The following is a 23,631-nucleotide window of genomic DNA, read 5'->3' as shown; positions in this document are numbered from 1 at the left end:
ACTATGTCGGCCCCGCCCCCGGGGGGTGGCCCCCCCCCGGGGGGGCGGGGCGGGGGGGGGGGCCCCACCCCCCCGGGCCCCCCCCCCGCCGCCGTACCCCGTGAACCGCCCCGTGCCCCGGCTCAGCCCGGCCGCGCCCCGGCCGCGGAGCGCGGCCTGCACTGCTCGTACGTCGGAAGCAGCCCCGCGGCCGCCGCCTGCGCCAGGGTGGGCGCGGCGGCGTCCTTGTCCGAGCGGATCGGCGGCTCCTTCAGGTCCCACGGCAGCGCGAGCCCCGGGTCGAGCGCGTCGACGTCGATCATGGTGCCGGGCACGTACTCCTCCCCGCACAGATAGCTCATGCACGTGTCGTCGGTGAGGGCGAGGAACGCGTGCCCGATCCCGTCCGGCAGATACACGGCCACTCCCGACTCCGGGCTCTGGTGCGTGACGTCGTAGTGGCCGAACGTCGGCGAGCCCACGCGGAGATCGACGGCAATGTCCAGGGCGGCGCCCCGTACGCATGTCACGAACTTGGCCTGTCCGGGCGGGAGTTTCGTGCCGTGAATACCGCGCAGCGTATTCCGTTTCGACACCGAGTAATTCACCTGCCGGACCTGGAAGTCCCAGCCGCTCGCGGCCGAGATCTCCGCCGCCCGCACCGATTCGAAGAAAAGGCCGCGGCGGTCGCTCAGCGGCTCGGGCTCCACCCGATAGGCGCCGGGCACCGACATTTCCGAGATCCGCACCTCAAGCTCCTCTGGCCGGGGCCGGAGCCGTGTCCGTGGCCGGTCCCGCCGAGGCGGCGCTCGCGATCCGCTGCCGCATCGCCGAGCTGTCGTTGGCGCGCGGGAACTCCACGTCGGGCACGTCGGCGCCGAGGAACGCGCACAGCGGCTCCCAGCCCTGGCGGACGTCGTACACGAGGACCCGGTCGGCGCCGAGGGCCCGGACCACGTCCTCGTTGTGCCGGCGGTAGACCTCCATCGCGTGCTCCTGGTCGGTGAACCGGCCGCCGAACAGGCCGTCCCAGACCATGGTGCTGGTGACGCGGAGCAGCCTGGCCTGGTGGGAGCCGGGCGCCGGCGGGTGCTCGGCGCTGCGCAGCACGAACTGGTAGAGGGTGTCGTAGGTGCTGCGCCACCAGCTCTCCGCGTCGCGCACCGTGAGGATCACCTTGGCGTCGGGGCAGGCCGCGGCGAGCTGCTCGTAGTACACGGCGCAGGGTCCGTCCACGGCGGCGCGGGAGCCCTCGAAGAGGACGTCCCAGTCGGGGCGTTCGCCGTCACAGACGACGCTCTCCCACTGCCGCAGCCGGCGCTCGTCGCTGACGATGTCGAACATGTGGAAGGAGGGGCCGAGGCCGAGGACGTCGAGGGCGGCCTTGAGCGAGGTGGTGCCGGTTCTGCCCAGTCCCGCGTTGAAGATTTCGAGCACGGTGTCGTCTCCTTCTCAGCGCCAGGCCGCGGCTTCTTGGCGGGTGGCGACGTTCACCCGGTTCCAGAAGTTGACCAGGCCGATGTGCATGACCAGGGCGCCCAGCTGCTCGTCGGTGTAGAAGCGGGCCGAGTGCTCCCAGATCTCGTCGGTCGCCATGTCCTGAGGGTCCGTCATGAGCGTGATGGCCTCAGCCATTTCGAGGGCGGCGCGCTCGGCGTCGTCGAAGCAGGTCTCGGTGCGCCAGGTGGCCACCTGCGGCAGCCGACCGTCGGCGCCCGCGGCCCCCGGGTCGTCCGGTAGGTCGTAGGCGCGGCCGTTGATCTCGCTGACCCGCAGCCGCACGAGGTCGAGCGTGGCCCGCGGCACGCCGACCGTGCCGATGACCTTGGTCAGATCGAGCAGGGGTTGCAGGGCACCGGGAACGACCAAGGAAGGGTTGTCCATCCGCGGGGTCATCGATTTCCTCCTGTGCGGCAAGCGAGTATGAAATACCCGGGAAATCCTGCTCAGGTCACTGATCCTTGGCAACAGCCGGCCGTTCAATAGCGCCGTTCAACCGCGGAATACGCGCAGATGAAACATCAACATTCCGTAAGTTGCGCGGAATTGAAGCAATGGCTTGTAGTGGTCCGGTGTCAGAGTCCACCAAGACCAGGAGCAGACCGCGGGTCTGCGGAACCATTCATGAGACGCGGCAGGCTTTTCTCGACGGTGATTCCACGGTCACGGAGCATGTCGCCGGCGTGCTCGACGCCGTCCGGGCCGCGAACCCGCGCCTTCGCGCCTTCGTCGAGGTCGCGCACGGCACGGCGCTGGACGAGGCGCGCGCCGCGGACCGGCTGCTCGCCGCCCGTGGCGAGGCCGCGTTCGCCGGGCGTCCGCTGCTGGGCGTCACCGTGTCGGTGAAGGACCTGATCCAGACCGAGCAACTGCCCACGCGGCGCGGCTCCCTGCTCCCCAACCGGCGGGCCGCGGTGGACGCGCCGTCGGTGGCCCGGCTGCGGGCGGCGGGGGCGGTGGTCATCGGCAAGACGGCCACGTCCGAATACGGCTGGAGCGCGAGCACCGTCGGCCGAACCGGCGCCGCCACCCGCAATCCGTGGTCCGCGGAGCACAGCGCGGGCGGCTCCAGCGGCGGTTCGGCCGCGGCCGTGGCGGCGGGGCTCGGCACGGCGTCGCTGGGCACCGACGGCGCGGGCTCGGTCCGCATCCCGGCGGCGTTCTGCGGCGTGGTGGGCCTCAAGCCGTCCTTCGGGCAGATCCCCTACGTACCGCCGTGCCCCGAACGCCTCTCGCACGTGGGCCCGTTGACCCGGTGCGTGGCCGACGCCCGCGCGCTGTTCCGGGTCATGGCGGGGCCCGACCCGCGGGACCCGCAGTCCGTGCCCGTCCCGGCCGACACTCCCTCCTACGGAGCGCCGCCGCGCATCGGCTGGATCGAGTTCGCCGGTACGAGCGCCCCCGTGCGCGGCGTCACCGAAGAGGCCCTGGCGGTCCTCGCGGACCTCGGACAGCACGTCGACCGCATCGAGTCCCCCTTCACCGACCCCTACGAGGCGCTGGTGGACGTCCTGGCCGCGGCCGAGGCGCACGGCACCGCGATCGAGGACGAACCGTGGTGCGACGAGGGCCGGTTGGCGCTCGTACGGTACGGGCGGGCGCTGAGCGCGGCCGCCGTGGCGCGCGCCGAACAGACCCGGCTCGCCCTGCGCACCCGGCTCGGGGAGCTGATGCGCTCGTACGACCTGCTGGCCATGGCCACCGTGCCCGTCGAGCCCTTCGCCGCCGACGCGATCGCCCCCGACTGGGCCGCGGACCCCGAGGGCCTGCGCTGGCTCGCGTGGTCCCCGGCCACCTATCCCTTCAACCTCACCGGCCAGCCCGCGCTCTCCCTGCCGGTCGGCCGCACCCCTCAAGGTCTGCCGGTCGGGCTCCAGTTGGTCGGCCGCACCGGTGAGGACCTGCGGGTGCTCGCCACCGCCGAACGCCTCGAATCGGCCCTCGGCCCGATGCCGGCGCCTCCCGCGCCCACAGCGAAAGGAAGCTGACCATGCTGTCCAGAACGTGGTCCCTGCCCGGCGGCGACAGCGGCGTCGGCCGCCCCTCCTTCGTCGCCGAGTTCGGCCTGTGGGACGACCGCCGCGTCGAGGCGGCCGAGCACGTCGAGCGCCAACTCGACGAGGTCGACCTCGTGCGCGTCGTGTTCTGCGACCCGCACGGGCTCGCACGGTCCAAGACGGTGCCCGCCCGCGTGTTCCGCTCGGTGCTGCGCAACGGCATGGACTTCAGCGCGGGCCCCTTCCTCTTCGACACCGGGCACGCGGTCGCCGTCGACTTCCTCGCGGACGCCGGTCTCGGTGTCGGCGAGCTGCGCGGGGCGGGCGACTTCGTGCTCGTCCCCGATCCGCGCACCTTCCAGGTGCTGCCCCGCTCCGAGCCGCGCACCGCCTGGGTGCTGGGCGACGAGTACCTGCGCGACGGGCGCCCGCACCCGCTGTCGGCGCGCGCGGTGCTGCGCCGGGTGTGCGAGCAGTACGCGCGCCACGACCTCTCACCCGTGATCGGCCTGGAGGTCGAGTGGTACCTCACGCGGCTGACCGAGGGCCCGGTGGGCAACGAGGGCAACGGCTTCGGCCAACAGGGCGCCGCCCCGTCGGTGCGGGCCGTCAACCCCGGCTACCAGTTCAATCTCGACAGCCACTACGACTCGGTGGCCCATGTCGCGGACCCGCTGGCCGCGATGCTGATGCAACTCGGGCTGCCATTGCGGTCGTTCGAGCACGAGTCGGGCCCCGGGCAGCTGGAGACGACCTTCGACCCGATGCTCGCCCTGGACGCCGCCGACGCGATGCTGCTGCTGCGCACCCGGCTCAAGCAGGAGTGCCGGCGCCTGGGCCACCACGCCTCGTTCATGACCCTGCCGCGGCTGCCCGGCTTCGACCCCAGCGGCTGGCATCTGCACCAGTCGGTGACCAGCGCCAAGAACGGGGCCAACGTCTTCGCCGACGACGGCCCTGTGCTGGACGGCATCTCCCCCGCCGGCGAGGCCTACATCGGCGGACTGCTCGCCCGCGCCCGCGAGTTCAGCCTGCTGTCGGTGCCGACGGTGAACGGCTACCGGCGGCTGTCCCCAGACTTCCCGCTCGCCCCGACGTCGGTCGACTGGCGGTTCGAGGACCGCAGCGCCCTGGTGCGGGTCCTGAGCGGCGGCAGCTCCACCCACGTCGAGAACCGCATCGGGGAGCCCTGCGCCAACCCCTACTTCGCGATCGCCTCCCAACTGCACGCCGGGCTCGAAGGCATGCAGTCGGCGGGCGCGCCCGCGGGCTCCCCCCACCCGGCGCTGCCGGCCTCGCTGCGCGAGGCCCTCGACGCCTTCCGCGCGAGCGACAGCGCGGAGCGGCTGCTCGGCAGCCCGCTCAAGAACTGCCTGGCCCTGCTCAAGGAGAGCGAGGCCACCCGCTTCGAGGCGTGGTGCGCCGCGGGGACTGAGAGCGCCGAGGACATCGCGCGCTCCGTCACGGCGTGGGAGCACCGCGAGTACTTCGGACCGTTCTGACCGACCCGCCCCGGCACTTCCGATGAGGGTGAGACCCGCATGCCAAAGACCCAGGACAGCTCCGCCGTGGTCGCCTCGGCCCGTACCGAGCGCATCAACCGGCAGTCCCGCGACGAGAACTGGAAGAAGCCTCCGCGGCGCATCGACACCACGGAATGCATCACCTGCGACACCTGCCTGCGCAGTTGCCCGGCCGAGTTCGGCGCGATCTTCGACGACGGACTGAACGTCAGGATCGTCCCGGAACTCTGCTCGGGCTGCCCCACCTGCGTACTGGTCTGCCCCGTCGACTGCATCTACGTGGACGAGGACTGGTCGCCCACCGACGCCCGCATGTGGGACCACGTCACGCTCAACTCCGGGGGCCAGGCATGACGCTGCCCACCGAGCGGGACCGTACGCTCAGCCGCAGAGCGGCCATGGCGAAGGCCCGGCAGAGCCGCCGCCCCAGTCGGCTCGGCAGGCCCGCGGGCGCCGCGGACGGGCCCGACCGCGCGGCCGAGCCGGACGCCGGGTTCCCCGCCCTGCTGAAGGACACCTGGCAGCAGGCCGTGCAGGCGCCCGACCTCGCCTCCGCCGTGGACGTGCTGCTGACGCTCGGCGGGCACGTCCCGGCCGACATCCAGTTGCGCGCGCTCGACCTGGAGGCCGAGACGACCCTCAAGGTGGTCGCGGGCCGCAGCTGGCGCGACGGCAGTACCACCGGACCGACCGGCCTCCCGCGTGAACACCGCCCCGACGACGTCGCGTTCCTCGGCGAGATCGGCCTCGACACGAGCGGCAGGGTCGTCCTGCGCGGCCCGTCGCGGGCGCCGCTGGCCACCGGGACAGAGCTGGTGGGCGGCGTCCTGCGGATGCCGTGGAGCGCCGCCGACCTGAGCGCCTACGAACGTGAACTGGCCGCGGCCACCGAACGGGAGCGCGCCGCGGTGGCGGACTGCCGCAGCTGGCTGCACGCCGCCGGCGCCGAGGGCCGCGAGCAGATGCTGACGGACCTGACGGAAGCGGCGCTGCGCACGGCGCCGTTCGTCCTGTACGCGGGCGAGCGCAAGTACACGAATTTCCGCGGGCCGAACAACCTGACCGGGAAGACGCTGCGCCCCGGGCACCCGGACTGCGCGCTGAGCAGCCTCGCGGGCGTGCCGCTCGGCCTGTGGTCGGACGGCGACGTACTCCTGGTCGTGTGTCTGACGCTGCTGGTGCGCTCGGCCGGGTACGCCCGGATCGAGGAGGCCAACGGGACCCGTCTGACGCCCGATCACGTGGCGCTGCTCCTGGAGCGCACCCGCCTCGGGTACAACGCGGCACGTCCCGAGCTGCCCGCGGTGCCCGCCGCTCCGGCTCCGACGGTGGAGGCGCTCGACACGCTCGCCGGACGACTCGCGGCGCGGCGCCCGGAGGTCGGCGCGGCGCGGCAGCTGTACCGCGAGATCCACGGCCCGCTGATGCACAAGATCGAGCGGATCGCCGGGCCGGTGAAGGACGAGGCGCGGCGCCTGGAGGGCGAGTTGTGCGCCCGGCTCGGTGAGCGGCTGCCGGTCGCGGGCGGCACGCTGGCGGCCCTCGGCGAGCAGGTGCGCGACGCGCCGCACTGGCTGGCGGCGCCGCACGGCGCGTTCGCGACCGGCCTGGAGTCGCTCGTGCACGAGACGGTGCGCGCGGCGACGGAGGTCTTCGACGCCGACTTCGCGATGAGCCGGGGCATGCGCTCGCTGCCCGCGCTGATCACGGCGCTGCGCGCGGAGGACTACGCGACGGTCGCCGGCTGGGAGATACCGCACTTCTTCTGCTGCGTGGTGCCGTCCGCTGACGCGCCGCGTCTGTTCGACGGCAGCGCGCGACGCCTTGCCGACACCGCGTGGGCGATCTCCTCGCGCATGCAGTACAACTCGTGGCACTTCCTGGTGGGCAATCTGCCGAAGACTCCGGAGATCCTGGCGCGGGACCACTTCGTGCCGCCCGCGATCCCCGACCTCGGCCACTACTCGGACCAGCACCACAACGGCCATGTCGCGGCGCGGGTGCGCTTCACGGTCCGCAGCCCGCAGGCGGTCCAGGTCCTTGGTCGGCCGTTCGGCGGCTTCATGGACCTTCGGCTGCTGCGCTGCGAGGGGCTGCCCTTCGACGAGCAGGACCTGCTGGCGGCGCACCGAACGTCTGCGTTCGTCGCGGGGGCCACGAGCGCGGCAGCCTCGCTCGTGGCCGCGGGCACCGACCTGGAGGTCACGTCGTTCGACTCGCAGTGGCACTGGGACACCATCGCCGGTTAGCCACGGCACGACCGGTACGCGAAAGGGGCCCCACCGCCGCGGCGGTGGGGCCCCTTCGTGGTGTCCGTCAGGCCGCGACCGGCTGGTCCGCGGAGCGGGTGTGCACGGCGCGGTAGCCGTTCCAGTCGACGTCACGGGTCAGCGCGTCCAGGGCGTCCTGGAAGCCCTCGCGGGCCGGCATCCACACGGCGCGGTCGAGGGTGCGGTGCGCATCGTAGGCCTCCTTGCTGTCCCACTGGGAGTACACGACGACGAAGTCGTTGTCGGTGCCGACGGTGGCGAGGGTGCCCGCGCCGCCCTCCAGGTTGCGCGAGCGGATGCCGCGCAGCACGCTCCGCGAGCGGTAGCCGGGCACGTCCACCAGCCAGGAGTGGGCGCCGCCGAGCGTCTTGACGACGTCCTTCTGGTCCGCGGGGTCCACGTTGAGGATCTCGATGACGGTGTAGTCGTCACGGTCGGGCGAGACCGTGGTGACCGCTCCCTGGCCGGGGTGACGGTGGCTCAGCTCGACCTCGGTCTGCATGAGGCGCACGAAGGTGGTGATCTCCCGGAAGACGGGCACCGTGTGGTGCTTGAACTCGGTGTCGTTGTACCGGGTTTCGAGGTCCTGCATGCCGCGCCACTGGATGAAGTTGGCGGTGCCAGGGGTGTGCTCCCCGCGGTGCACGGTGCTGGAGATCCAGCCGGGGAACGCCGCCGTGTCGACGATCTTCTTCATCTCGGTGACGAGCGTGTCGACGCGCGGGCGGCTGTCGGTCTTGAACAGGTTGAGGACGGTCAGGTGCCCGGCCTCGGGGTCGATGAACGGCATGGTGTCTCCTTGGTCAGTTGTGGCGGTTGTCTCGGGGCGCGCCGAACCAGCGGCCGAGGGCCTCCGTGAGACCGTCCGGGCCCGCGCCCGGTCCGCCGGCCCAGGCGATGTAGCCGTCGGGGCGCACCAGCAGGGCGTCGACCCCCTCCGGCGCGTCCTCGGGGCGGGTCTTCGGGCGGACCACGTCGATCCGGTCGGACCACGGCTCGGCCGCCGCCGGCACGGTGTCGTCGGCGGCGAGGTCGAGGACGAAGCCGCGTCCACCGTGCAGCAGGGCGTAGGCGGTGCCGGCGCCGGACGTCTCGTCGGTGAGGCCGAAGTCCGGCAGCCGGCGGCCAAGCAGCGGGTGGCCGCCGCCATCAGCGTCGCCGTCGGTGTCGCCGTAGGTGATGTCGAGGCCGGTGACCATCCCGACGAGCAGCTTGCGCGCGTCCTCGTACTCCATGAGCTCGGCGAAGACCGAGCGCATCGGGTCCATTTCGGGGCCGCCGAGGTACAGGCTGCGCTGGGTGAGGGTGTTGGCGAGGATGCGGGCGCCGACCGGGTGCCGCTCCTCGTGGTAGGTGTCGAGCAGGCCCTCGGGGGCGGTGCCGTGCAGTTCGGCGGCCAGCTTCCAGCCGAGGTTGACGGCGTCGCCGACCCCGGCGCTGATGCCCTGGGCGCCGATCGGCATGTGGATGTGGGCGGCGTCCCCGGCGAGCAGGACACGGTCCTTGCGGTACGTGGCGGCCTGCCGGCTGGAGTCGGTGAAGTAGCTGAGCCAGCGCGGCGTACCGGCGTGGATGTCGTCCCCGGTGACCCGCTTGAAGGCGTCGGCGACCTCCTGGAAGGTGGGCGGCTGCGAGGTCGGGCGCACGCCCGCGCCGCGTTCGAAGACGACGACGCGGGTGGTGTTCGGGCCGACGGGCAGCACGACGACCATGCCGGCCTCGCCCAGTTCCCCGGTGGGCCGCAGCCGCACCTGGACGTCGGACACGTCGGCCATCAGCATCTCGATGGTGGCCTCGTAGCCGGGGAAGTCGATGCCCGCCAGGGTGCGCACGGCGCTTCGGGCGCCGTCGCAGCCCACGATGTAGCGGGCGCGCAGGCCGCGTTCGCCGTCCGGGGTGTTCGCCCGCACCTCGACGCCTTCGTCGTCGGTGGTGAGCGCGGTGAGTTCCCAGCCGCGCCGGATCTCGGCGCCGCGGCCGGTCGCCCAGGTGTGCAGGATGGACTCGGTGAGGGCCTGCGGGACGCCGCGCACCCCGAAGTTGCCGCCGGGCACGATGGTGTAGTCGAGCGGCATGCCGCCGAAGTGGCCGACGGGTATGACGCCCAGGTCCCCGAAGTGTTCCAGGAGTCCGCGCTGGCCGAACTCCTCCATGGTGCGGGCGGAGAAGCCGAGGGCCCGCGACTGGCGCATCGGCTCGGTGAGCCGCTCCAGGACGACGGCGTCGACCCCGGCCAGGCGCAGCTCGCCGGCGAGCATCAGTCCGGTGGGGCCTGCCCCCACGATGATCACGTCAGTGTCGAAGTCTTGCACTGTCTTCCCTGCCTCCCGTGCTTACGTGCGCAAACTGGCGGTCGAGGTTGCTCGCCACCGCTGACAGATGGGTGCGGACCTGGTCCAGGGCGGTCAGTTCGGCGAGGACCGCGCGCAGCGGGCCCGCCTCCGTGCCTCCGTACATGAGCTGTTCCTGGGCCGCGACGTGGCGGATGACGCGGGCCGCGACGGGGTGCCGCTGCCGCTGGTAGTCGTCCAGGAGGCCGTCGGGCGCCTCGCCGCGCACCGTGCGGGCGAGGGCGGGCCCGAGGGCGACGGCGTCCTGGAGGCCGGTGTTGAGTGCCTGACCGCCGACGGGCGGATGCCAGTGGGCGGCGTCGCCCGCCAGCAGGACGCGTCCGCGCCGGTAGGTGTCCGCCTGCCCCTTGGTGTCGTCGAACGCGTCGAGCCACAGCGGCTCGCCCGCAGCGATGTCCTCGCCGGTGACCTGTGCCCACGCGCGGACCACCTCGTCGAACGCGGGCCGCCGGTGGCGGGCGCGTACGCCGGTGCCGAAGGCGTGCACCATCACGCGGGTGACGCCCGCGCGCGTCGAGGCCACGGCGAAGCCGCCGGGCAGGCGCTCGAAGCGGCGGTCGCGGACGGTGAGTCCGGCGACGTCGGCCCGCAGCAGGGTTCTGGTGGCGGGCGCAACGGTGGTGGGGAACGCCGCGAGGCGGCGCACGGTGCTGTCGGCGCCGTCGCATCCCACCAGGTACGCCGCGCGGACGGTGGTGGGTCCCGCGGGTCCGCCGAGCGTGCACACGACGGCGTCCGGCTCCTGGCGGATGCCGGTCAGCCCGTGGCCGCGTGCGAGGCGGACGCCCAACTCGGCGGCGCGCAGCCCGAGATGGTGCTCGGTGCGGTACTGGGGCACCTTCCAGTGCCCCGCGTACGCGCCGTCCCCGTCCGGCGGCGCGGCCAGCGGGAAGGACAGTCCGCCGAAGTGGGCCCGCGGCTCGTGGACGGCCTCGTCGAGCAGCGCGTCGAATCCGCGCTCGTGCAGCAACCGCGCGGTGCGCGTGGTGAGTTGGCTGGCCCGGGACTCGTCCGTCGGGGCGGTGAGCCGCTCCACGACGAGGACCTCGACCCGGGCCCGCCGCAGTTCGCAGGCGAGCAGGAGTCCGACGGGTCCTGCGCCGACGACGACGACCGGATGGTCCGTCCGGTCCCCGCTCACGACCGCGTTCGCCCGGCGGCCAGGCCCTCGGCGTGCGTCTTGGCGAGGTTGAGGGTGGCCAGGCTGTTGCCGCTCAGCGCGGTGCGCACGAAGGTACGCGCGGTGTCGACGGTGGCGTCGGCTCCGAGCACCGCGGCGATGTTGTCGGTGTTGATGCGCACGGTGTGCCGGGAGGTGACCAAGACCCGGCCGCCGTCGAGCTCCTCGATGAGCCAGCGCCCGGTGTGCAGTGTCATCAGCGCCGGCAGCACGGTCTGCTTGTAGACGATCGACGTCGCGGCCCGGCACACCCGCACGGAGCGAGTCGTGTGGCTGCTGCCGTCCTTGGTGCGGGTGTCCATCTCCAGGACCTGGAGGCCGGGTTCGTCCTCGTCGAGCGTCACCCGGGCGACGTGCGGCAGACGCTCCCGCCACAGCTGGGCCTCGTTGAGGAAGTCGTAGACGTCCTTGCCGCTTCCGTCGACGGTGACCGTGTCCTCGAACGTGAGGGGCTCGTCGGCGCCGGCGGCCTCGGCCGCCGTCTTGAGCGCGGCGAGTTCGGAGGCGCTGTTGCGGTCCACCGCCTGCTTGATCCAGTCGAGGTCGGCGGGGTCGTCGGTGGCGGCGTGGAAGTCGTGCAGCAGGCGCACCCGGCACTCGTGCGCGGACAGCGGCTCGACGATCCAGGCGCCTCCCATGCCGCCGACCGGGTGCTGCGAACGCTCCTGACGGAACGTCACCCTGCGGCCCGCGGAGTCGTGTTCGCGACGCGACGTCCAGGTCTTGGCCGTCCCGTTCGCGGTGGCCCACAGCCGGATCAGCTCCGCGTCGCCGGAGCGCTCCACGACCTCGGCGTGCACGGTCGGCGGGAACGTCTCGGGCCACCGGGTGACGTCGGCGACCAGGGCGTACACCGTGTCGGCCGGGGCCCGGACGGTGGTCGTGTGCTCGGTCTCGGTGACGGGGTTCTCAGTCATGTCTCTTCTCCTGTGGGTCACGCGGTGCGGGCGGCGTCGCCGAACCAGCGGCGCAGCGCCGCCGGGAGGCCGCCGCCGTCGGGAGCGGTCCAGGCGACGTAGCCGTCGGGGCGGACGAGCACCGATTCGACGGGGGCGGCGTCCTCCTCGGGCCCGGCGGGGAAGGTCTCGACGCGGACCACGTCGACGCGGTCGGCCCACGGGGCGGCCGCGTCGGCGGTGGCACCGGTGGCGTCGGCGGTGATCAGCACGCCGCGCGCCGGGTGCAGCAGCCGGGCCACCCGGTCGACTCCGCCGTCGGCGCGCCTGAGTTCACGGTCTGCGAGCCGGGCGCCGAGCAGCGGGTGGGTGGCGCCCTCGACCGGCTCGTCCGGTGCGTAGCGGACGTCGAGGCCGCTGACGAGGCCGGACAGGTGCCGGGCCACGGCCGGCAGCGCGATCAGTTCCGCCATCACGGAGCGCATCGGCGCCACCGCGCGACCGGTGAGGTTGAGCGTGCCCTGGGCGAGGGTGGTGCGCAGGACGCGCGCGGCGACCGGGTGCCGCTCGGCGTGGTACGTGTCGAGCAGCCCCGCCGGGGCGGTGCCGCGCACCGTGGCCGCCAGCTTCCAGCCGAGGTTGAAGGCGTCCTGCACGCCGATGCTCAACCCCTGTCCGCCGGCCGGCAGATGGATGTGGGCGGCGTCCCCCGCCAGCAGCACCCGGCCGCGCCGGTACGCGGTGGCCTGCCGGGTGGCGTCGGTGAAGCTGCTCACCCAGCGCGCCTCGCCGTGGTGGATGGAGTCGCCGGTCAACCGCTGCCAGGCGTCCGCGACCTGATGGAACGTCAGCTCACGGTCGCGGTCGGGCCGGGTGCCGTTCTCGCAGACGATGATGCGGGTGTACCCCTCCTCCAGCGGCGCGGACATCACCATGCCGTCCGGCAGCAGCTCGCCGATCATGCGCGGCTTGATGTCGCAGCCCTTGACGTCGGCGAGGTACATCTCGCGGGTGGCGTCGGAGCCGGCGAACTCGAAGCCCGCGAGCCGCCGTACCGCGCTGCGCCCGCCGTCGCAGCCGACCAGGTAGCGGGCGGTGCACTCCTCGACGCCGTCCGGACCGCTCACGGTCGCGGTGACGCTGTCGCCCGTGTCCGTGAGCGCGGTCAGTTCGCGGCCGCGGCGCAGCCGCACGCCCCGTTCGAGGGCCCAGCCCTCCAGCATTTCCTCGATCTTGTACTGCGGGGCGCCACGCACCCCGAAGTGCGAGCCCTCCAGCACCCCGTAGTCGATCGGGATGCCGCCGAAGTGGCCCTGGCGGGTGATCTCGATGTTCTCCAGGCGTTCGAGAAGGCCACGCTGTTGGAAGGCCTCCGTGGCACGGGCGGTGAATCCGATGCCGCGCGACTCCCAGCTGCGTTCGGTGCGCTGCTCGAAGACGGTGACCTCGGCTCCGCCGAGACGCAGTTCGGCGGCGAGCGTCAGCCCGGCGGGACCTGCCCCGATCACTATGACGTCGGTGTCCATGTTCCTGTCCAAAGGCTCGTCTTCGGCGGTGTGCGGGAATCGCGCACCCGGGCGGGTCAGACCGGGATGGCCTCGATGACCGAGATGGGCGCGGTGGTGGGCACGGCGCGGGTGACCTGGAAACCGGCCTTGGCGAACAGCTCGGTGTACTCGGCGAGCGTGCGGTCCTGGGCGCCGAGCATGAGCATCAGCCACAGGTCGATGGTGTGACCGAGGTGGTTCTCATTGCGCTCCGGCAGCACGTACTCGATGACGAGGAGCTTGCCGCCGGGGGCGATCGCCTCACGGGCGTTGCGCAGCGCGGTCAGCGCGTCCTCCTCGGAGAAGTCGTGGAGGATGTGCTTGAACACGTACGCGTCGGCGCCCGCCGGGGGCTTGTCGAGGTAGCCGCCGTGCTCGATGGTGTAGCGGTCCGCGACGCCCGACTCCTCGAACAGGGCAGGCGAGTCGACGGTGGCGACCTCGGAGTCGAAGAGGATGCCCTTGGTCTCCGGGGCCTGCCGCAGGATGCCGGCGAGCAGCCCGCCGCGCCCGGCGATGACGTCGACGACGGTGCCGAATTGGGAGAAGTCGTAGGCGGCCAGGACCGGGTCCGTCTCCGAGGCGGAGAGGTCGCCGAAGGCCTTGAAGAAGAAGGCCGCGTACTCCGGCGTCGCGTGGAAGAAGTCCAGCGCGCCCATGCCGCGCAGCTTGGGCAGGTTGGGCTCGCCGGTCTCCGCGGTGGTGAGCAGATGCCCCCACTCCTCCCACAGGATGGGGTGGTTCATCAGCAGGGCGAAGCCGCGCATGGAGTCCTGGGCGTCCTCGCGCAGCTTGTCGGAGAGCGGCGTCTGCTCGTAGCGGCCGTCCTCGCGGACCGCGAAGACCCCGTGTCCCGCGAGCGCGCGCAGGATCCGGTGGGTCGCCCTGGGGTCCGCCCCCACGCGCGCCGCGATGTCGTCGGCCGTCAGGGGTCCTTCGGCCAGGACGTCCGCGACACCGAGCTTCGCGACGACGGCGATGGCCTGGGTGACGACCGCGCCCTGAATGAGATTGAGCAACGCGTACGAGTCGGACTGGTCACGGACCTCGGGCAGTACAGACATGTTTTCCCTTTCGGAGCACCCTTTTCGCGGATTCCAGACGATAGGACCGCGCTTCTCGGGCTGGCAACAATGAAATTGGCGGAATTCGGGGATCGCCGTTCAACCGGGGAGAACGGGCAGTCGAACAGGAATTGTCGAGCGGCGCTCCAGCGGAATTCCGGTGTGCGTTGTCAGGTTGGTTCGGCCCCGCAGGCCCGCGCGCACCCCGCCGCGCGGTCGGTGCGCGGTCGGTGCGTCAAGGAGGCCCCCTTTGCGGCACGACATCCCGACTCCCGTGGACTTCTGGTTCGACCCGACCTGTCCGTGGGCCTGGCTGACCTCGCGCTGGGTCCTGGAGGTCGCCGAGCACCGTCCGCTGACGGTGCGTTGGCATCTGATGAGCCTGACGGTCCTGAACGAGGGGCGCACCGGGCTGCCGGAGCGCTGGCACCGGGAGCTGTCCGTGCGGCTCGAACCGGTGCGCGTGTGCGCCGCCGCAGTACGCGAGTACGGGCCCGGAGTCCTGGGCCGGCTCTATACGGAGCTGGGGACCCGGTTCCACCTGGAGCAGGCGCCGAAGGAGCGGGCCACGTACGCCGCGGCGCTCGGCGCGGCGGGGCTCGATCCCGCCCTGGCCGCCGCCGCGCACGCGTCGGAGTTCGACGAGGCGGTGCGGGCCTCGCACCACGACGGCATCGGCCGCGTCGGCACCGATGTGGGCACACCCGTCGTGGCGGTCGGCGATGTCGCGTTCTTCGGCCCGGTGCTGTCGCCGGCCCCGCACGGCGAGGCGGCCGTCCGGCTGTGGGACGGCGTGCTGGCCGTGGCGGGGACCGACGGTTTCTTCGAGCTCAAGCGGACCCGCGACCGGGCGCCGCGGTTCGCCTGAGTACGCGGTCCCGCGCCCGGCACCCGCGTACGGGAGGTCAGTGCGCGGCCGGCACCGGGGCGGTCCAGTTCTCGGTCAGCCAGCTTTGCAGGGACACGAGGCCGGGCCGGGTGCCGCGCAGTGCGGGCAGGTCGGCGCGGTAGCCGTCGCGCTCGAACCAGTCGAACATGTTGGCCAGGTCCGGGCGGGCCGCGCGCAGCGGCTCGATGGGCAGCTGCTGAAAGCGGGTCGGGATGCCGCAGGCGCCCTCGAAGGCCGCCGCCATCTGCGGTCCGGTGAGGCTGTCGCCGGCGATCTCGACGACGCGGCCGAGCCAGTCGCCGGGGTTCTCGAAGGCGTCCGCGGCGAACACACCGATGTCGCTGGTGGCGATGAGCTGCACCTCGGTGGCCGGGTCGAGCCACATGGCGAGCACCAGTTCGCCGTCCGTCGGGCGCGGTGCGATGTCGAGCAGGATGTCGTGGAACATCACGGGCCGGAGCACGGTGGTGGGCAGGTCGAGCGTGCGCAGATGGGCCTCGACGCGGTTCTTGCTCTCGAAGTGCGGCACCCGGGTGTCGCGGTCCGCGCCGCCCACGGAGCTGTAGACGAAGTGCCGCACCCCGGCGCGCACGGCGGCGTCCGCGACCGCGCGGCCCTGCCGCTCCTCCGCCTCCACGCCGCCCGGACCGCGGAAGGTCTGCACGCTGAAGACTCCGTGGACGCCGGTCATCGCCTCGGCCAGCGAGGCCTCGTCGTCCAGGTCGCCGCGGACGAGCACGGCGCCGGCCGCTTCGAGCGCGCGGGCCGCCTCCTTGTCCGGGTCGCGGACCAGGGCGTGCACGGTGTGGCCACGGCGCAGCAGTTCGCGCGCCACCGCGCCGCCCTGCCGGCCGGTGCCGCCGAGGACGAGGACCGGGCCCGCCACCACCCCGGTCGGCTCCGACGCCCTTCGCAACGAGTTGACGAGGTCCACGAGTTCGCGGGGCGTGGTGAGGTCGACGGCCTCGTCGTCACAGAGCGCGACGCCGAAGTCCCGCTCGATGTGGCCGTGGGCCTCCAGGAGGGCGACGGAGTCGTAGCCCAGGTGCTCGAACGAGAGGTCCGGCGCCTCGTCGAAGGGCTGGGTCGGCTCGCCCGCGCACTGGCGCAGGATCTCCTGGAGGTCGCTGACGGTGAACTGTCGCAAGGTCTTGCCTCTCTTCTGTTCCGGGTCGGGTGCGGTCCTGGCCCACAGGGCTGGGCTCCCGTCGCCACGAAGGGACCGGGTCCTCGTCGCTACCAAGGCACGGGGCCCTCGTCGGCCACGCTCGCGCCCGAGGGGCCGTCCTCGTCGAGCAGGGCGAGCCGGACGACGACGGCGGCGCCCTGCGCGGGTGTGCGCGGGCCGCGGTGGTGGTTGATGTCCGTGGCGACGACGCCGGGCAGCGCCGCGTTGACCTTGACGGTGGTGCCGCGCAGCGCCTTGGCGTAGGCGACGGTGAGGGCGTTGAGCGCCGTCTTGGAGGACTGGTAGGCGATCATGTCGACGCCCGCGAGCGGGGAGTCCGGATCGCCGTTGAGGGCGAGCGAGCCCACGTGGCTGGACAGGTTCACGATCCGTCCGGCCGGGGCGCGCCGCAGCAGCGGCAGCAGGGCGCGGGTGACGGTGGCGACGCCGAAGACGTTGGTCTCGTAGACCTCGCGCAGGTCGTCGGCGCCTGCCTGGTCGGCGGTTCCGGTGAACGAGCCCGCGGTTCCCGCGTTGTTGACCAGGATGTCAAGCCGCCCGTAGCCGCTCTCCACGAAGCGGGCCGCCTCCGAGACGGAGGTCTCGTCGCGGACGTCGAGGCGCACCGGCGTCACGGTGATGCCGTCGGCGCTCAGCGCGTCGGCGGCCTGCTTGCCCAGGACCTCGTCGCGCGCGCCGAGCACGACGGTGACGCCCCGCTCCCCCAGCTCGCGGGCCACGGCGAGGCCGATGCCCTTGTTGGCGCCCGTGATGAGCGCGATCTTCTCGGCCGTCACACCTGATTCCTTTCCGCGCGAATTCGCCGCCGGGAGAAATTCCCCGGAGGTCGCCCCCGATGGTGGTGCTGTGCGCGGCACGCCTTCAAGTATTCGGCGGCACGTTCAAGCTCGGCCGATCCGCGGTCGAACGCTCCACCAGAACTCCAGAATTGCCGTTCTTTGCGCGGCGGCATTGTGCTGAGTAGCTTCGCCCTGGCCAACTATTGCCGCAGCGCAGAGGGCCTCAAAACAATGAAGAGAACTGACGTCATAGTGGTGGGCGCGGGTCCTGTCGGCCTGCTGCTCGCCGGCGAACTGCGCCTGGGCGGCGCCGATGTCGTCGTCCACGACGCGGCGCCCCGGCCGAGCGGGGAGTCCCGCGCCCTGGGCTTCAACCGCCGGGCGGCGGAGTGTCTGGACCAGCGGGGACTGCTGCCGCGCCTCGGCGAGTTCCGGTGGGGACCGATGGGGCACTTCGGCGGTGTCCGCTTCGACCTCGGCATGCTCGACGAGGACCACAGCGGGGTGCTGGGCCTCTCCCAGGCCAGGACCGAGGAGGCGCTCACCGGCTGGCTCGCCGAACTGGGCGTCCCGGTGCACCGGGGCAGCCGGGTCACCGCCCTTGAGGAAAGCCCGGACGAGGTGCTCGTGCACGTCGAGGGGCCGGACGGCGCCGCCCGGGCACGGGCCGCGTACGTGGTCGGCTGCGACGGCGCGGACAGCGCCGTACGGGAGTTGGCGGGGTTCACGGTGCGCCGCTGGGAGCCGACCCGCGGCATGTACACCGCGGAGATCGAGGGAGCAGCCCCGCGCCCGCGGCCGATCGGTGAGCGGCTGCCCGGCGGCCGCATGGTCGTCTGCACCCCGGTGGGCGCGGGACGCCACCGCATCGTGGTACACGATCCGGCGCTGCCCGCCCGCCCCGACAACGCGGCGCTGACCTTCGCGGAGGTGGCCGCGGCGTGGCAGCGGCTGACCGGCGAGCCCCTCGACGGCGCCCGGCCCGTGTGGTGGTGGGCCTGCGGCAACTCGGCGGCCCTCGCCGACGACTACCGGCGCGGCCGGGTGCTGCTCGCGGGCGACGCGGCGCACGAGATCCCGCCGCTGGCCGCCTGGGGGCTCAGCGCCGGGCTCCAGGACGCGGCGAACCTGGGCTGGAAGCTGGCCGCGGTGGTCACCGGCCGGAGCGGCGCGCAGCTGCTGGACACGTACCACGTCGAACGCGGTCCGGTGGGCGCGGAGTTGGTGAGGAACGCACGCGCGGCGCAGAAGATCTACCTCGGTGACGACGCGCTGGATCCGGTGCGCGAGGTGATGGGCGAGCTGCTGGCCCACAAGGACGCCGCCGAGCAGGTGGCGGGCATCGTGAGCGGGCTCGGCATCCGCTACGACGTCGCCAAGGGCGACCACCCGCTGCTCGGCCGCCGCCTGGCACCCCACCACCAACTCACCCTCCCCGACGGCACCCGCACCCGCGTCGCCGACCTCCAGCACACCGGACACGGCCTCCTCATCACCACACCCGACACCACCGTCGGCACCCACCAACTCCCCCACCGCCTCGACCACATCACCGCCACCTGGCACACCCCACCCCACCCCGCACCCGACGCCCTCCTCGTCCGCCCCGACGGCCACATCGCCTGGACCTCCCCCGGCACCACCGACGACCTCACCCACGCCATCGACCGCTGGTTCGGCACCACCCGGCCCTCCGCCGGCGCCCGATCCACCGGCCGCGGTCCCGTGACCGCCTGCGGGCTCGACCGATGAGGAGCACCCACATGACCAGGGACGTGATCGTCGTCGGCGCGGGCCCCGTCGGCCTGATGCTGGCGGGTGAACTGGCGCTCGGCGGCGCGGACGTCGTCGTACTGGAGCGCCTGGACGCACCGGCGCGGGAGTCGCGGGGCGCGAGCTTCACCAGGCGCACCGCCGAGTGCTTCGACATGCGCGGGCTGCTGGAGCGGCTGGGCGCCACGGAGCCCGCCGACAGCCACTTCGGCGGGGTCCCGATCCCGCTGGGCACCCTCGCGGAGGAACACCGGGGTCACCGGGGCGTCTCCCAGTTCCGCACCGAGCGGATGCTGGCGGAGCGGGCCGGTGAACTGGGCGTTCCGGTACTGCGCGGGCACGAGGTCACGGCGATCGAGCAGACCGCCGACGGTGTCGTGGTGCACGTGTCCGGGCCGGCCGGACCACAGCGCATGACGGCCCGTCACCTCGTCGGGTGCGACGGCGGCCGCAGCACCGTCCGCAGGCTGGCCGGGATCGACTTCCCCGGCACCGAGGGGCGGCGCGGCTTCCTGACCGCCGACGTCACCGGCATCGACACCCGCAAGCGGCGGATCGGCGAGGACCTGCCCGGCGGCAGCATGGTGATGGCGATGGACCTGGAGAACGGGGTGACCCGGGTCGTGGTCCACGAGGCCGGTACGCCGCCCCGCGACCGTGCCACCCTCACGTACGGCGATCTGGCCGACGCCTGGCAGCGGCTCACCGGCGAGTCCATCCACCACGGCACGTGCCGGTGGATCAGCTGCTTCACGGACGCCTCCCGGGCCGCGGCCGAGTACCGGCACGGCCGGGTGTTCCTGGCCGGTGACTCCGCCCATGTGCAACCTCCGGCCATGGCGCAGGGGTTGAGCGTCGGCGTGCAGGACGCGATGAACCTGGGCTGGAAGCTGGCCGCGGTGGTCACCGGCCGGAGCGGCGCGGAGCTGCTCGACACCTACCACGCCGAACGCCACCCCATCGGCGCGCAGTTGGCGCGCAACGCGCGCGCCGCCATCGAACTCCGCCTGACCGGCGAGGAGATGGACCCGGTGCGCGAGGTGATGGGCGAGCTGCTGGCCCACCAGGACACCGCGGGGCACCTCGCGGGCATGCTGAGCAATCTCTCCGTCCGCTACGACGTCGCCAAGGGCGACCACCCGCTGCTCGGCCGCCGCCTGGCACCCCACCACCAACTCACCCTCCCCGACGGCACCCGCACCCGCGTCGCCGACCTCCAGCACACCGGACACGGCCTCCTCATCACCACACCCGACACCACCGTCGGCACCCACCAACTCCCCCACCGCCTCGACCACATCACCGCCACCTGGCACACCCCACCCCACCCCGCACCCGACGCCCTCCTCGTCCGCCCCGACGGCCACATCGCCTGGACCTCCCCCGGCACCACCGACGACCTCACCCACGCCATCGACCGCTGGTTCGGCACCACCGCGTCGTCCTAGGCGCTCTCGACCGGGCTTCCACGCGCCCCGGTCAGACTTCCGACACCCGCCGTGGCGCCGTGCGTCGGCGACCGACGGCCTCTTCGTCTCCCCAACCAATGAAGGATCTGGTGGAATGGCTGGCACCGAACGGGATCAGGTGAGTGGAAAGCCCCACGTGGTCGTCATCGGGGGTGGTATCGCGGGTCTGGCGGCGGCGTTCTGTCTGCGCCACGAGCCCGTGCGGGTGACGGTCCTGGAGGGATCGTCACGGACCGGCGGCAAACTGTCGGTCTCCGACGTGGCGGGCGTGCCCGTCGACGAGGCCGCCGAATCGCTGTACGCCAACCGCCGCAAGACCACCGACCTGATCGCGGAAGCCGGGCTCGGCGAGCGGATCCGGCCGGCGGGTCTGACGACGGCGGCGATCTGGACACGCGGCGCGATCCGCCCGCAGCCGAGCCGGCAGTTCATGGGCGTGCCCTGCACCATGGAGGACCTGGCCGCGTCCGGAGTGCTCTCCGAGGAGGGCCTCGCGCGGGCGCGGCAGGACCTCGTGCTGCCCGCCTTCGACCGCGACGGCGACGTCTCGGTGGCCGACCACGTCGGCGGCAGGCTCGGCCAGGAGGTCGTGGACCGCCTCGTCGAGCCGTTCCTCGCGGGCGTGTTCGCGGGCCGCGCCAAGGACCTGTCGTTCGAGGCCACGCTGACCCCGCTGGCCCGGGGTGGCGCCCGGCACGCCTCGCTCGCCGACACGGCCGACGCGCTCGTGCCGCGGCTCTCCAAGGACGAGGCGCCCGCGTCGGTGAAGGTGGCGACGCTGGAAGGCGGGTTCGGTTCGCTGCCGCCCGTCCTCGTCAAGGAGGTGCTGGCCGCCGCCCCGGACGCGGCGGTGCGCACCGACGCCCCGGTGAGCCGTCTGGAGCGCACCGAGGAAGGCTGGCGGGTCACCGTCGGCACCGGTGTCGCGGCGCGCCAACTGGCCGCGGACGCCGTGGTCCTGGCCGTCCCCGCGACCGCCGCGGCGCGACTGCTCGGCACGGTTCCCGGGGTTTCGGTGGCCGCCTCCGCGCTGGCCGAGGTCCCGTACTCGAGCGTCGTCACGGTCACGCTCGCCTACCCCCGCACCGCGTTCCCCGGCGGTCTGGGCGGCCGGGGCCACTCCTCGTACCGGGTGCCCGCGGTGGACGGCAAGGCCGTCAAGGAGGTCACCTTCACGACGGTCAAGTGGCCTCATCTGGCAGGCGCGTTCGACATCGTGCGCTGCTCGCTCGGACGGCTCGGCGAGGAGTCCCTCCTGGAGCGCGACGACGCGGATCTGCTCGCGTTGACCACGGCGGAGCTGGCCGAGGCGACCGGGGTGAGCGGGCCTCCCGTGGCCGGCCGGGTCAGCCGCTGGGCCGAGGCGCTGCCGCAGTACACCGTCGGACACGCGGCCCGCGTGAAGCGGATCCGCGCCTCGGTGGCCGAGCAGCCGGGCCTGGCCGTGTGCGGCGCGCTGTACGAAGGCGTCGGCGTCGGCGTCTGCATGGCCACCGCGCGCAAGGCCGTCGACCAGGTCCTCCGGTTCCTCGCGCCGGAGCGCGCCGGGCGCGCCGATGTCGCGGCGGGCGTCTGAGCCCGCCCCCGGGCCGCTGCCCGAACGAGAAGTGGCCGTGCCCCCCGGGGGGCACGGCCACTTCTCGTTCGGGCAGCGGCCCGGGGGCGGGCTCAGACGCCCGCCGCGACATCGGCGCGCCCGGCGCGCTCCGGCGCGAGGAACCGGAGGACCTGGTCGACGGCCTTGCGCGCGGTGGCCATGCAGACGCCGACGCCGACGCCTTCGTACAGCGCGCCGCACACGGCCAGGCCCGGCTGCTCGGCCACCGAGGCGCGGATCCGCTTCACGCGGGCCGCGTGTCCGACGGTGTACTGCGGCAGCGCCTCGGCCCAGCGGCTGACCCGGCCGGCCACGGGAGGCCCGCTCACCCCGGTCGCCTCGGCCAGCTCCGCCGTGGTCAACGCGAGCAGATCCGCGTCGTCGCGCTCCAGGAGGGACTCCTCGCCGAGCCGTCCGAGCGAGCAGCGCACGATGTCGAACGCGCCTGCCAGATGAGGCCACTTGACCGTCGTGAAGGTGACCTCCTTGACGGCCTTGCCGTCCACCGCGGGCACCCGGTACGAGGAGTGGCCCCGGCCGCCCAGACCGCCGGGGAACGCGGTGCGGGGGTAGGCGAGCGTGACCGTGACGACGCTCGAGTACGGGACCTCGGCCAGCGCGGAGGCGGCCACCGAAACCCCGGGAACCGTGCCGAGCAGTCGCGCCGCGGCGGTCGCGGGGACGGCCAGGACCACGGCGTCCGCGGCCAGTTGGCGCGCCGCGACACCGGTGCCGACGGTGACCCGCCAGCCTTCCTCGGTGCGCTCCAGACGGCTCACCGGGGCGTCGGTGCGCACCGCCGCGTCCGGGGCGGCGGCCAGCACCTCCTTGACGAGGACGGGCGGCAGCGAACCGAACCCGCCTTCCAGCGTCGCCACCTTCACCGACGCGGGCGCCTCGTCCTTGGAGAGCCGCGGCACGAGCGCGTCGGCCGTGTCGGCGAGCGAGGCGTGCCGGGCGCCACCCCGGGCCAGCGGGGTCAGCGTGGCCTCGAACGACAGGTCCTTGGCGCGGCCCGCGAACACGCCCGCGAGGAACGGCTCGACGAGGCGGTCCACGACCTCCTGGCCGAGCCTGCCGCCGACGTGGTCGGCCACCGAGACGTCGCCGTCGCGGTCGAAGGCGGGCAGCACGAGGTCCTGCCGCGCCCGCGCGAGGCCCTCCTCGGAGAGCACTCCGGACGCGGCCAGGTCCTCCATGGTGCAGGGCACGCCCATGAACTGCCGGCTCGGCTGCGGGCGGATCGCGCCGCGTGTCCAGATCGCCGCCGTCGTCAGACCCGCCGGCCGGATCCGCTCGCCGAGCCCGGCTTCCGCGATCAGGTCGGTGGTCTTGCGGCGGTTGGCGTACAGCGATTCGGCGGCCTCGTCGACGGGCACGCCCGCCACGTCGGAGACCGACAGTTTGCCGCCGGTCCGTGACGATCCCTCCAGGACCGTCACCCGCACGGGCTCGTGGCGCAGACAGAACGCCGCCGCCAGACCCGCGATACCACCCCCGATGACGACCACGTGGGGCTTTCCACTCACCTGATCCCGTTCGGTGCCAGCCATTCCACCAGATCCTTCATTGGTTGGGGAGACGAAGAGGCCGTCGGTCGCCGACGCACGGCGCCACGGCGGGTGTCG

General features: G+C 73.1%; 20 protein-coding genes. 8 read left to right on the top strand and 12 right to left on the bottom strand.

What is annotated here, in order from left to right; translation table 11 throughout:
• Nucleotides 1-122: 122 nt before the first annotated feature.
• Genes ACIA8D_RS25740 through ACIA8D_RS25730 form a run of 3 tightly spaced genes read right to left on the bottom strand, consistent with a single transcriptional unit; the run spans nucleotide 123 to nucleotide 1,875 of the window.
• On the bottom strand, nucleotides 123-713 hold the full coding sequence (locus ACIA8D_RS25740; protein ID WP_399235826.1) for a dTDP-4-dehydrorhamnose 3,5-epimerase family protein: 591 nt from the start codon (nucleotides 711-713) through the stop codon (nucleotides 123-125).
• Between the two features lie 16 nt (nucleotides 714-729).
• The gene (locus tag ACIA8D_RS25735; protein ID WP_399235785.1) at nucleotides 730-1,416 is read right to left on the bottom strand and encodes a sulfotransferase family protein; all 687 of its coding nucleotides are present in this window, start codon (nucleotides 1,414-1,416) and stop codon (nucleotides 730-732) included.
• A 15-nt stretch (nucleotides 1,417-1,431) separates the two neighbouring features.
• Entirely contained in the window at nucleotides 1,432-1,875 is a 444-nt protein-coding gene (locus tag ACIA8D_RS25730; RefSeq protein ID WP_399235786.1) for a carboxymuconolactone decarboxylase family protein, read from the bottom strand.
• Nucleotides 1,876-2,162: 287 nt separating this feature from the next.
• Here ACIA8D_RS25730 and ACIA8D_RS25725 point away from each other — a divergent pair, with 287 nt between their 5' ends.
• From ACIA8D_RS25725 to ACIA8D_RS25710, 4 genes are read left to right on the top strand one after another with little or no spacing between them, the layout of a single operon-like run.
• Nucleotides 2,163-3,467 carry an amidase gene (locus ACIA8D_RS25725; protein WP_399235788.1) on the top strand — a complete coding sequence of 435 codons (1,305 nt, stop codon included), beginning with the start codon at nucleotides 2,163-2,165 and terminating at the stop codon, nucleotides 3,465-3,467.
• A gap of 2 nt (nucleotides 3,468-3,469) precedes the next feature.
• Nucleotides 3,470-4,978 carry a glutamine synthetase family protein gene (locus tag ACIA8D_RS25720; protein WP_399235790.1) on the top strand — a complete coding sequence of 503 codons (1,509 nt, stop codon included), beginning with the start codon at nucleotides 3,470-3,472 and terminating at the stop codon, nucleotides 4,976-4,978.
• A gap of 39 nt (nucleotides 4,979-5,017) precedes the next feature.
• Nucleotides 5,018-5,353 (top strand): 4Fe-4S dicluster-binding protein, encoded by a 336-nt coding sequence (locus ACIA8D_RS25715; RefSeq protein ID WP_399235792.1) that lies wholly within the window; start codon nucleotides 5,018-5,020, stop codon nucleotides 5,351-5,353.
• Entirely contained in the window at nucleotides 5,350-7,248 is a 1,899-nt protein-coding gene (locus ACIA8D_RS25710) for a hypothetical protein (protein WP_399235793.1), read from the top strand. Before ACIA8D_RS25715 ends, ACIA8D_RS25710 begins: the two co-directional genes overlap by 4 nt.
• Before the next feature lie 67 nt (nucleotides 7,249-7,315).
• Here ACIA8D_RS25710 and ACIA8D_RS25705 read toward each other — a convergent pair whose 3' ends face one another.
• Genes ACIA8D_RS25705 through ACIA8D_RS25680 form a run of 6 tightly spaced genes read right to left on the bottom strand, consistent with a single transcriptional unit; the run spans nucleotide 7,316 to nucleotide 14,307 of the window.
• Nucleotides 7,316-8,059: an antibiotic biosynthesis monooxygenase family protein gene (locus ACIA8D_RS25705; RefSeq protein ID WP_399235795.1), complete on the bottom strand. Its 744-nt coding sequence runs from the start codon at nucleotides 8,057-8,059 to the stop codon at nucleotides 7,316-7,318.
• A gap of 13 nt (nucleotides 8,060-8,072) precedes the next feature.
• Nucleotides 8,073-9,527, bottom strand: a complete 1,455-nt coding sequence (locus ACIA8D_RS25700) for an FAD-dependent monooxygenase (RefSeq protein WP_399235828.1) — start codon at nucleotides 9,525-9,527, stop codon at nucleotides 8,073-8,075.
• 34 nt (nucleotides 9,528-9,561) lie between these two features.
• The gene (locus ACIA8D_RS25695) at nucleotides 9,562-10,761 is read right to left on the bottom strand and encodes an FAD-dependent monooxygenase (protein WP_399235796.1); all 1,200 of its coding nucleotides are present in this window, start codon (nucleotides 10,759-10,761) and stop codon (nucleotides 9,562-9,564) included.
• Nucleotides 10,758-11,717, bottom strand: coding sequence for an aromatase/cyclase (locus tag ACIA8D_RS25690; RefSeq protein ID WP_399235797.1), 960 nt, complete (start codon nucleotides 11,715-11,717; stop codon nucleotides 10,758-10,760). The genes ACIA8D_RS25695 and ACIA8D_RS25690 overlap by 4 nt, the downstream gene beginning before the upstream one ends.
• A 17-nt stretch (nucleotides 11,718-11,734) precedes the next feature.
• A complete protein-coding gene (locus tag ACIA8D_RS25685) occupies nucleotides 11,735-13,222 on the bottom strand; it encodes an FAD-dependent monooxygenase (protein ID WP_399235800.1) in 1,488 nt (495 codons plus the stop codon).
• Nucleotides 13,223-13,278: 56 nt separating this feature from the next.
• The gene (locus ACIA8D_RS25680) at nucleotides 13,279-14,307 is read right to left on the bottom strand and encodes a methyltransferase (protein ID WP_399235802.1); all 1,029 of its coding nucleotides are present in this window, start codon (nucleotides 14,305-14,307) and stop codon (nucleotides 13,279-13,281) included.
• Nucleotides 14,308-14,557: 250 nt separating this feature from the next.
• Here ACIA8D_RS25680 and ACIA8D_RS25675 point away from each other — a divergent pair, with 250 nt between their 5' ends.
• Nucleotides 14,558-15,175, top strand: a complete 618-nt coding sequence (locus ACIA8D_RS25675; protein ID WP_399235803.1) for a DsbA family protein — start codon at nucleotides 14,558-14,560, stop codon at nucleotides 15,173-15,175.
• A 37-nt stretch (nucleotides 15,176-15,212) separates the two neighbouring features.
• On the opposite strand, the gene ACIA8D_RS25670 is transcribed toward ACIA8D_RS25675, so the two are convergent.
• On the bottom strand, nucleotides 15,213-16,343 hold the full coding sequence (locus ACIA8D_RS25670; protein ID WP_399235805.1) for an NmrA family NAD(P)-binding protein: 1,131 nt from the start codon (nucleotides 16,341-16,343) through the stop codon (nucleotides 15,213-15,215).
• 89 nt (nucleotides 16,344-16,432) lie between these two features.
• Nucleotides 16,433-17,161 carry an SDR family oxidoreductase gene (locus ACIA8D_RS25665; protein WP_399235806.1) on the bottom strand — a complete coding sequence of 243 codons (729 nt, stop codon included), beginning with the start codon at nucleotides 17,159-17,161 and terminating at the stop codon, nucleotides 16,433-16,435.
• Between the two features lie 234 nt (nucleotides 17,162-17,395).
• Here ACIA8D_RS25665 and ACIA8D_RS25660 point away from each other — a divergent pair, with 234 nt between their 5' ends.
• From ACIA8D_RS25660 to hemG (ACIA8D_RS25650), 3 genes are all read left to right on the top strand, one after another.
• Nucleotides 17,396-18,916: an FAD-dependent monooxygenase gene (locus ACIA8D_RS25660; RefSeq protein ID WP_399235808.1), complete on the top strand. Its 1,521-nt coding sequence runs from the start codon at nucleotides 17,396-17,398 to the stop codon at nucleotides 18,914-18,916.
• Between the two features lie 11 nt (nucleotides 18,917-18,927).
• Nucleotides 18,928-20,385: an FAD-dependent monooxygenase gene (locus tag ACIA8D_RS25655; RefSeq protein ID WP_399235810.1), complete on the top strand. Its 1,458-nt coding sequence runs from the start codon at nucleotides 18,928-18,930 to the stop codon at nucleotides 20,383-20,385.
• Between the two features lie 115 nt (nucleotides 20,386-20,500).
• Nucleotides 20,501-21,982 carry a protoporphyrinogen oxidase gene (hemG, locus tag ACIA8D_RS25650; protein ID WP_399235812.1) on the top strand — a complete coding sequence of 494 codons (1,482 nt, stop codon included), beginning with the start codon at nucleotides 20,501-20,503 and terminating at the stop codon, nucleotides 21,980-21,982.
• A 92-nt stretch (nucleotides 21,983-22,074) separates the two neighbouring features.
• Here the strand turns inward: hemG (ACIA8D_RS25650) and hemG (ACIA8D_RS25645) are convergent, their stop codons facing one another.
• Nucleotides 22,075-23,556 (bottom strand): protoporphyrinogen oxidase, encoded by a 1,482-nt coding sequence (gene hemG, locus ACIA8D_RS25645; RefSeq protein WP_399235812.1) that lies wholly within the window; start codon nucleotides 23,554-23,556, stop codon nucleotides 22,075-22,077.
• Nucleotides 23,557-23,631: the final 75 nt, after the last annotated feature.

This window comes from Streptomyces sp. NPDC051684, assembly GCF_044453445.1.
Taxonomy (GTDB): domain Bacteria; phylum Actinomycetota; class Actinomycetes; order Streptomycetales; family Streptomycetaceae; genus Streptomyces.
The sequence above is the reverse complement of the archived record's forward strand: the minus strand, read 5'-3'. Positions and strand labels throughout refer to the sequence as shown.